This is a genomic window from Verrucomicrobiota bacterium, assembly GCA_037139415.1.
Classification (GTDB): domain Bacteria; phylum Verrucomicrobiota; class Verrucomicrobiia; order Limisphaerales; family Fontisphaeraceae; genus JBAXGN01.
In genome coordinates, this window is the sequence record JBAXGN010000242.1 from 1 (window position 1) to 9,918 (window position 9,918).

1 protein-coding gene is annotated in these 9,918 nt (G+C 50.6%); it reads right to left on the bottom strand.

Translation table 11 applies throughout. The annotated features are described in order from the left end of the window. Positions 1 to 557 precede the first annotated feature (557 nt). Positions 558 to 9,500, bottom strand: coding sequence for a Calx-beta domain-containing protein (locus tag WCO56_26890; protein MEI7733227.1), 8,943 nt, complete (start codon positions 9,498 to 9,500; stop codon positions 558 to 560). Positions 9,501 to 9,918 lie beyond the last annotated feature (418 nt).

Here is a 9,918-nt window from a genome sequence, read left to right on the forward strand (position 1 = left end):
AATGGCCATAGTTTCTTATCCTCTCAGCTATCGTCGGCCACTTACACGAAAATATCTAAAACCTCCCGCTTTTGGGTCCAATACGATTTAACCTCCCATTGGCTGCCTTATTGCGATAATAGAAATCCTTCTGCTTTTCAGTCATATTCTTAGTCATTCTTTCGTCAATGTCCTTTCCTCTGGTTGATTCTTGATAATTTACATTATCCATGGGCAATCCGTAACAACCAGTCAATGAATGCATAGCCACCAGACTGGCCGCGATTACCGTCACTTTTTTTATGGTCACTTCTAGCAGGTCTTTGTTCGCCATAAAAAGCTAAAGAACTGATTGGTTACTGTCCCGAAACAAATTCATGCGTTTCGCGTGCTGTATTTTTTCAAGGTTCATCGTGTTCTTGAAGTCATCGCCCCACTCACATGGATAGTAGAACCAGCACTGCGCCAGAAACCTTCACCCTTTCTGGCGCAGTTGCCTTTTCAGCAAGGAACGCATGTTGCTGATCTGCCCTAAAATGTGACCAACCGATTAATTGACTGGGCGCGTAGAACCCGCGTTACTGTCCGTTGATTTTCACACTGCCACTGTTGGTCACGCCCAGGAACCAGCCCATGCATTCGCTTCCTATTGGCAGGTTGTTGGTGTTATAAAACTGCAACACGACTCCCTTGAACGCAGTTACTTTCTTATTGTCGGGATTGGTGAACGAGCCTGCAAAGGTGCCCTTGGTCACATCAAACGTCACCCCGTAACTCTTCATCGGGTTGTTGGTTCCATACGGTGTCCCCACGCTCTTCACCACGCGCAGTTGTCCCCACAGGTCGTTGGTCATTCCGCCACCCCACACGCTAAGGCTACCAACATTATTGGTCCAGAACGTGGCATTGCCTCCCAAGGTCGGCGCGGTAAAACGATGGACCATGGCCCCCGGACTCACCGTAAAACCGTTCTTGTACAATTTATCCGTCGGAACTGCCGGTTTCTGCCAGAACAACTCCCCATGACCATCGAAGTCGCAATGCGCCCAGCCCAACAGCATCCCTTTGTTCCCGTACAATGATTGGTACACCAGGAAGTCCCCGTTGGTCGTCAGCCAGCGTGATTGCATGATCGCAGTACCGTCCGCCAGACTGCCTGATAACGTGACCGCTCCCTGTGGTGCTATCGCAACCGTCAGTGCCCCGCCTGTTCCACCATCCGGTCCGTTTTGAATACCCACTGTGTAGTTACCTTTAAGTTCCGTATTCTTGGTAATCATCTTCCGGTATGCCGAAAGCTCCGAACTCCACGTTGTCCCCAAGCTGATTGTCCCGATGATCTCTGCGGCATCCGGCGCTAATTGCAGCATCGCATACAGCGGAGCCTCTTTGCCGCGCGCCACGCTGATTACATTTGACCCACGGGCATCCAATTCACCCGCCATCGGGTAACTCATGCCTTTATAGGTCAACTGACCGCTGAAGGTGCCATTGGTGGTCAACGTCAGGGATACAATACCGGAGTTGGTCCAGTCGGTCGGGACGACTCGCACCCCATTGGTATCCACAGGCGGCAGGAACAACCCACCATACTCACCACTGTACGCCAGGAACGGATTTGGCACGAAGTTGGCGGTGACGCTCAGGTCGGCTTCCATCGTGAATGTGAGGGTGTTGTAGTCATGCTTGAACGGCATGATTACGTTGATCCCGTTCTTCTGCACCACCCAACTGGAGAGAATATTACCCGCCGTTGGTTTGGCGGTCAGCGTCACGGTTTTACCCAGCACCCGCTGCCCGGAAACAAACAGCTTGTTGCTCTCCATGACCGAGCCGGAACCAGTGACGGTTACCTCCAACCGTTCACTGACGACGTAATTCACCTTCAGAGTATTGGTAAGGGACACGTTCCCTGCCATATCAGCGGCATAAACCCGGATCGTGTTGGTATTCGGCACCAAGGTAATGCTCGCCTGCCAATTAGTAGTGCCGCTGGCGGTCTGCCACAGATCATTGTTGACTTGGTAATACACCCCCTGCAACGACCCACCCGCATCGGTCACGCGCCCGAGCAGGTTCGTCGTCGCGCGGTACACCTTGGCATTGGGCAGCGGAGCGGTGATGACCACCACCGGTTTCGCCACATCCACCGTGAGAACCGCCACCGCGCTGGTAATGCTGTCAACGGCGTTGGTGATGATGACCTGATACTTGCCGGCATTCGCGGCGCTGACGTTGTTCACCGTGTAAACGGCGGCGTTCGCACCCGGTACCGTGACCCCATTTTTCGTCCAACGATAGCTGAGCGGCGAAGAGCCCACCGCCGATACTTGTAATTGCGCGGTTTGCCCTGGCCGCACCGCCACGCTGATCGGTTGTTGCACAATGGCGGGCCGCGTGGCCGGTGCACTGACAATCACACTGGCATCCTGATAATTTGCGGCGATCGGCGTCGCCGTGGCATCCACCACCTCGCGCGTCACCGGTTGGTCGGCAAAACTGACGGCACTGGTCGTATTGGCCTGCAACGCGGTGAAGCCAACCCAGGCCACTGTTTGGGTGCCAGCAGGGAACGTGGCCCCAGCGGATAAGGCGATTTGGAAACCGAGTTTGCCAGCCGCCGCCGCATTGGTGTTCAGAATCAACTGCCCACCGCCAATGGCGTTGGAAGCGGACGCAAACCGCAGCACGTTGGTGTCAAAGGCCAGACTGAAGCCCAACCCATTCTCATTCCCCGCCGCCAACAACTGCACTGGCAAATAGGTGGTTCCCCCGGGAATTACGGTTTGACCGCGCAGTTGAACCACGGAAGCGCTGGCGGTCTTGGCCAGTTGCACCGCTTTCGTTATGGCAGTACCGGTAGACCCGCCCGCGGCGGTTACCGGATCCAACCCGGCCGCATAGCGACCGGCCTGCACCCAATCGGCGGTGGTGATTCGGCCATCGCCCAACGTGGCACGCGGAGCGCAATCGGCCCGCTGAAATTCACTGCCGACGGCGGCCGTATCCAACCCGGCGGCAAAACGGCCCACCTGCACCCAGTCCGCCGTGGTGATCTGCCCGTTATTATTACCATTGGGACGCGGTGCCACATCGGCTTCGTAGCCGGTCACGATCATCACTACGCCACCAATATATGACGCTGGCAACGGAGCGGCGGCGGCATCCACAATCTCGCGGACCACGGGCACATCTCCAAAGCTCAAAACGGAAGTGCCAGGCGTGGCGTTGCCCACCAACGCAAACGTGACGAGCGCCACCTGTTGCGTCCCGCTGGCAAAACTGCTGCCCGCCGGCAAGCCGAGTTGGAATCCCAACCGGCCATTGGCGATTTGGTTGGTATTCACAAAGATCATGGCACTGGCGGCATTGTTCCCATTGCTGATGGCCCGATAGCTGAGGACTGCCGGATCAAAGTTCAGGCTCAAACCCAAGGAGTTTTCATTGCCTTGCGCGGCGAGCAAGATCGGAACGGTCACCAGCGAACCCGCCGCCCCACTGGCATCCATCAGCCGGACAAAACGCGTATGCGGAGGAAGGTTGCTCACAGTGAGGGTAGCTGCGGCGCTGGTGACTGACCCATAGGCATTGGAAACGAGGCAGAAATAGGAACCGGTATTGGGTAAGGATGAATTATAAATTATGAAGGATGAATTGGTAGCACCGGAGATCGAAATGCTGCCCCGCAGCCATTGATAATACAAAGGTGCAGTGCCGGTGGCGGAGACGGTGAAAGTGGCGTTGGAGCCGACGAGAACGGTTTGGTTAATCGGGGTGATCTGGGTGATTTGCGGTTGCACCCCCCCGGAATCGCTGAGGTACAGTGTTTGGATTTCACTGGACGACAAGGCGCGATTGTAAATTCTCACATCGTCAATTTTACCCGCATAGTTCATATACGTCTGAGACCAAATCGAGCGACCCAGCATCAAAGCACGGTCATGCTGGTTTGGAACTTGAGAAAACGCACCTGTTGCCTGCAAAAATCCGTTGACATATAAGCTCACACCGCCTTGGTTATTAAGGCAGTATGCCACATGCGACCACTGATTTGTAGGCACCGTTCCTGTTTGCGTGGAAACCTCGGGTTCCAAGTTATTGTTCTTGTAGAAGTAAAAGTCCAGTTTACCACCAGCTCCAATGCTGCCAACATATCCATCCTTGCCGCCACTTGCATCTTGTATGCTTCCCCAGAACTGGCGAATCATGGTTGGATGAATCCAAGCTGATAAGGTGATATTGGTTGGAATAACTCCGCTCGGCAATGTGTCAATATAACTACTGATCCCATCAAATTGGTATGCGCTGTTGGGGTTGCCAAAACGATCACTGGTTAAAGTAGCTCCATTAACGATTCCATGATACCCATTCCCACTCGCATCGTTGGCATTTCCATTAAATGGATAGTAGGCGACAAGCCTATTTGAAACTGAGTTGCCAGCAGACGATAACAAGATAGAAGCAGGCCCATATTCATCCGTAGCCGTATTTGTGAGGTTAGTACGACTTGTTCCGTCCGGACGCATAGCCCAAACATCTGAGTTTCCAGAGCGATCAGAAATAAAGAATATGAACTGTCCATCTGGCGACCAAGAAGGTGTCCCTTCATTGGAGTCAGGCCAATCGCTAGTAAGGTTAATTGGGTTGGAGCCATCTGTATTCATCACTACAATATCATATTTGGCGGGACTTCCATGCAACCAGCTAACCGCCATTTTAGTACCGTCGGGTGCCCACCCGAGCTGTACGTAAGCAGAGCCAGCCTCGTGACTAGTGATTTTATTAGTCGCACCCGTACTTAAGTCATACACATAAACATCGCTATTATAGGTGTAGGCAGGTGGAGTGGCCCAATCCGTGCCAGCAATTTTATTAGCGGTTGGAGACCAACGGACGTGTGCCAGACAAACGGGAAGCGTCGAAACACCAGTGCCATCGAAATTTATGGTGAAAACATTTCCATATACTTGGTGATATGCGATCTTACTTCCATCCGATGAGAGGGATGGAAATACAAGATCCCCGCTGCCACCAGTTACCATGCGAAGCCCCGTTCCATCGGGATGCACCACATAAACCTGAGAATTGCCACCCGGTCCGCCATTGAATAGTATCCACTGTCCGTCTGGTGACCAACTCGGCGTACTGACAATCGGTAATGTCCCGGTTGGCACAATGGAATCTACTTGGGTGACCGTGTCAAGAATGTGAATTTTTTGATCAGGTGTCGTATATACAAGTTTCCCTTGAGGAGTGTTAACTCCCACTGAAGCACTGTTACTAATGCTCAAAGAAAAATCCTTTTCCGAGTAAAGGGAATCGGAACCCGTGGCTCGAATACGGAAACTAAAACTGCCAGCATTCGTTGGCGTGCCACTGATAATGCCATTGGTAGAAAGAGACATTCCTGCCGCTAAGCTACCGGAGACAATAGACCAAGTGTATGGAGAGAGACCACCCGTCGCTTGAAGAAAACCGTTGTACGGGCAGCCCAGAAGACCGCCGGGTAATGAACTTGCGGTGGTGATAGATACGCCGTTTGGTTGATCATTTATCGGAATCGTCACCGTTGTTGTACTCGGAGTGCCCAAGGCTGCCCTAACCACCCCACTCAAGACAACTGTAAACGTTTCGTCGTTCTCTGCGGTGCTGTCATCAGTGACCAATACATCGAAGTACTTGTCCGCCATATCCCCATCCGCCCAACTTAAAACTCCAGATTTAGCCGTATAATCTGAACCCGCCACCGCTGTGCCGTTAGCAGTCGCGTAGTTTACGCTTGCCGCTCCAGACGAACCACCCGTACGGCTCACATAAATTCGCACGCTCCCGCCATTCTCAGCTACGGTGTAATTGGCCGACTTGAATTGTAATACGCCGTTTGGTTGATCATTTATCGGAATTGTCACCGTCGTTGTACTCGGAGTGCCCAAGGCTGCTCCGCTTAACCCACTCAAACTCACTGTAAACGTTTCGTCGTTCTCTGCGATGTTGTCGTCAGTGATTAATACATCGAAGTACTTGTCCGCCATATCCCCATCCGCCCAGTTTAGAGGTCCGGTTTTCGCTGTATAATCTGAACCAGCCTCCGCTGTACCGTTAACGGTCGCATAGTTTACGCTTGCCGCTCCAGACGAACCACCCGTACGGCTCACATATATTCGCACGCTCCCGCTATTCTCTGCTACAGTATAACTGGCCGACTTGAATTCTAAGGTCCCGGAAATACCATCAACTCTGGCGAGCAGTTCAATATTATCATATTGGTTTCGTGTGGGCACAGCAACATACCAGCGTCCAGCAGCAGGTGAAGTGATATCAACGGCTTCTGTAGTAGTGCCCACGGTTTGAGAACTGTAAACTCCAGGCCCACCGGCTAAGGAAGTGATCCGACTTCCGTACTTTACAAAAACAGCAGCATCTCCGGTTCCGCCCGTTGTTTGAACTCGGAGGCGTCCAGCGGAAGCAGGTACGTCAATGTAAAAATAATGAGCAAACTTATTAGCATCATCCCAAGGTTTATTCAGTGATAATGGAGTTTCGCGCTGACCACTGGTTAATTCATAATCTCCATCATCATACGTCGCTGACCGAATGAAACCCTGATCATGGGCATTTCTAATGGCGTCCGATACGGCAAGGGCGAATAAATCTACGTTCCCTGTTGTGAAGCCCCCAATGGCGGATAAAAGGACCGAACGTTTTACCTCGAACGCAATCAGTCCTTGGCTACCGATGTCCACACATAACGAAACTTCTGTATTAAAATTTATACTGGCTTTTTGAGGGCCGCTAAGCCCGCTATTGTTGTTCCAATCGATCAAAGTAAAAGCAGTGTTGGGCAGATTTACCGAAACCCCTGCTGACCACTCTTTTCGGTAATCGGCTGTGCCGCGGTTCTTCCATTCCACAGCATGAGGAATAAGCCCTACTGTTAAATGTCCACCTCCATTTACTCTTCCCAAGCAGAGGCCAGCGTCTGCATCCACCCAGCACGTGACCCATTCACCTTGATCTGCTGTTGATTCCGGTGTCAGTCCTAATAAATCTGCGACATCAATTAAAAACGAGCCGCTTGCCTTAAGCGCAACCGGCACTGGTACTCCATTCACAGGAATCAGCATATTTTTCCCTACTCCAGCCCGTACGAATAACAAAGGTTTTATGCTGCCAGTGCTGCGCCGCATCATGACTTCGATTTCATCTAGAGCACCATTTTTACTAAATGAAATGGATGAAATATGCGCGAGGCAGTCTAAAAAACTTAACTGCGGATCAAACTTAATTTCAAATGATCGCGCGCCTGTTCCAGTAGAAAGATCATTCCATTGCGAGTAGTTGAGTGTATCATCAAAACGATCCACAAGCAAATACGCTGCATCATCAAAGCTGCTCCAAGTTGAGGCGCGGGCGTAGTATTGTCCGGCGAGTAGAGTTTTTGGTACGATAAATTTAAACACAACATCGCTTTCTTGACCTGCTTGCAAACTAGCAGTTTGCAGCGGTTTTATATCGTAATAGTATTCAGGCCAACTGTTCAAAGTGGCATTCGCATGTGCGAAACTGAGTCCAACCCAAAAACTACGAGTTGTAGATGTATTATTTTTTACTCGTACTGTAGCTTGCAGTTGCTGGCCACCGGTTAAGAGTTGATTGTTTGGATAAAAAAATGACGTAATGAGACAATCGGCGGGCTTAACTACTGTAGTGAGGCAACTATAACTACTACCGGTATTCTTATCGACTAAAACATCCGTTTTTTCCCATACAAGGGTTGTTCCCTGATAAATTCTCACAATATACCGCTCGCCGACTTCAATAGTAGGCCAAGCCTGAAAGCTGGTGTTTCCATTCGAGTCTGTGCTAGATGTGGCGCGCAGATGAGGTTCATTCCGATGTCCATCCCAACTCAGCAGACTAACGCTCGCGTTCGCTAACGGTGTCGTTCCATCACTGTAGTAGGCCTTTACCGATAGAGGTCGTTTAACATTGGTAGTTATAGTCTTGGAAACCGTTCCAGAAGTTGGCACATCGAATAACCCAGTGCCACCCACAAGCATATCCCAACAATACACCTGAACCTGATACCCACTGGCGGGCAATGCACAGTAATAAAAAGAGGTTCCCGACGGTGCGGTGCCGAGATCTGCATCCATACGCTCCATCTCTGTCCCGTTCTGCAAGAGCAATACGGCGTTCATATCTGCGGCTTGAACACCATTAACAGTAATCGCGACTGGGGCGATTGGTGTGAAGTTCCAAACCGGTCCATCGGTGGTCCCATAACTGTTTTTTGATTTAATCTGCCAGTAGTATTTTTGGCCAGGCCGCACCGAGCTAAGATTAATTATACCATTCGCATGATTATTTATAAGTGGTGGTGGGTTTGCTGTGCCGAAATAGACTTCATGATACGAGGTGTTAGGACCACTTGACCAGCTTAAGAGCGGAAGACTACAAGGCCAATTAGTTGATCCATCCGGTGGCTGCGGTGTGTTCGGCATATCAGGCAGGGCACCTACTGTCAATGTTACCGAGGAAGACCAACTTGACTCAATAAGATCAGAAGAGCAGCGAGCTTGAGTTTTTTGGTAGTAGGTGCCTGGGTTAGAAAAGTATCGCGAGCGGCTCGCAGAACCCCAGATGCTAATATTTCCATCACCCCAGTCAAACCGGTATTCAATACCATGTCCTTTACTGCTGGTTGCGCCACTTGCTGTGAACGTAACACCACCACCCACAACGACTGGGTTTGGACTTACGGAGAGCGTGGGCGTTGAAACCGTCTCTGGTGGGTCGGATACAATAACTACAGTTCCACTCGTCCAACCCGAATAGATACCATCCGTTACACAACCAGCCTGAGCTTTTATAGTGTAAGTGCCTTTAGTAGAATAATAGTGCGATTGGGAGGAATTCCCCCAAGCGGAAATCGTGCCATCGCCCCAATCGTAGCGGTATTTGATAGCATGCCCCAAGCTGCTACTTGTGCCACTGGCACTAAGAGTTACATATACTCCTGTCAGGACAGAGCTTGATGATGCTGAGCAGCCAGTGGGTGTTGAGACGGTTTCTTGGACTGTCACATACCAGCGATACGCAGCCTCCCATGGCCCGTCACCATTAAAAATAGTACTACTATACACCTCTGCACGTATCCACCCACTAACTGCGATGTTGAAGTCTATATCATCATACCAGTAAAAGTATCTTGTAGCAACAGGAGAACCGCCTGAGTATGTGTTATACCAATCAACACGGTGGTAACCATCAGGATTAGCATCAACTTCAAATGTATATGAACCCGACAAAAGGGTCAGGTTTTTCGTTTGGTTATCTTCGGCCGGATGGGAAAAGGTCCGATCAGCGTCGGGTGCGGTTGCGGCAAAAACAATTGAGGCAGTGGACAGTATCACGAATACCAACATCATCGTGAAGAGTCCATGATTGTATGAAACCCTGGTTTTTCTTTCCATGTTGCCGTTTATCATAGTACCCGCATTGCTCATGTTTGTTTTCATCGTTTTCTTTCCTTGCATGAACAACGACGGCGGAATGAAAAGGGCGCGAACCCACGCGCCCTCGCTGGAGGCACCTGGAAGCGCCTGTGAGAGATGCACGACCGGCTCGCAACCAAGTTGGGCGCAAGCCTTCGGAAGTCCCTCACAGAGGAATCACAGGATTTCCAGTAAGACCACAGCCGAAGCTATGCAAAATTCAGTTACCTAAAAAGAAAAAGTGTTAAGCACATTTTTGGCTGAACGTTATTACCAATCGCACAAGTCCTGCGATCGTGCAAGAAGTTTTTGAAAGAAATTTTTAAAAACCTTTTGCAGAAAAATGAACCGGCAGAAAAATGGGGACCGGACATGGCAAAAAGATTAGCTGGCATAAAAATTGGAACCCAATTCCTTTTGCAGAAAAATGAACCGGCAGAAA

What these genes read in the sequence shown, in the direction of transcription:
- WCO56_26890 (MEI7733227.1), bottom strand. Translation starts at nt 9,500, where the DNA reads ATGAAAACAAACATGAGCAATGCGGGTACTATGATAAACGGCAACATG.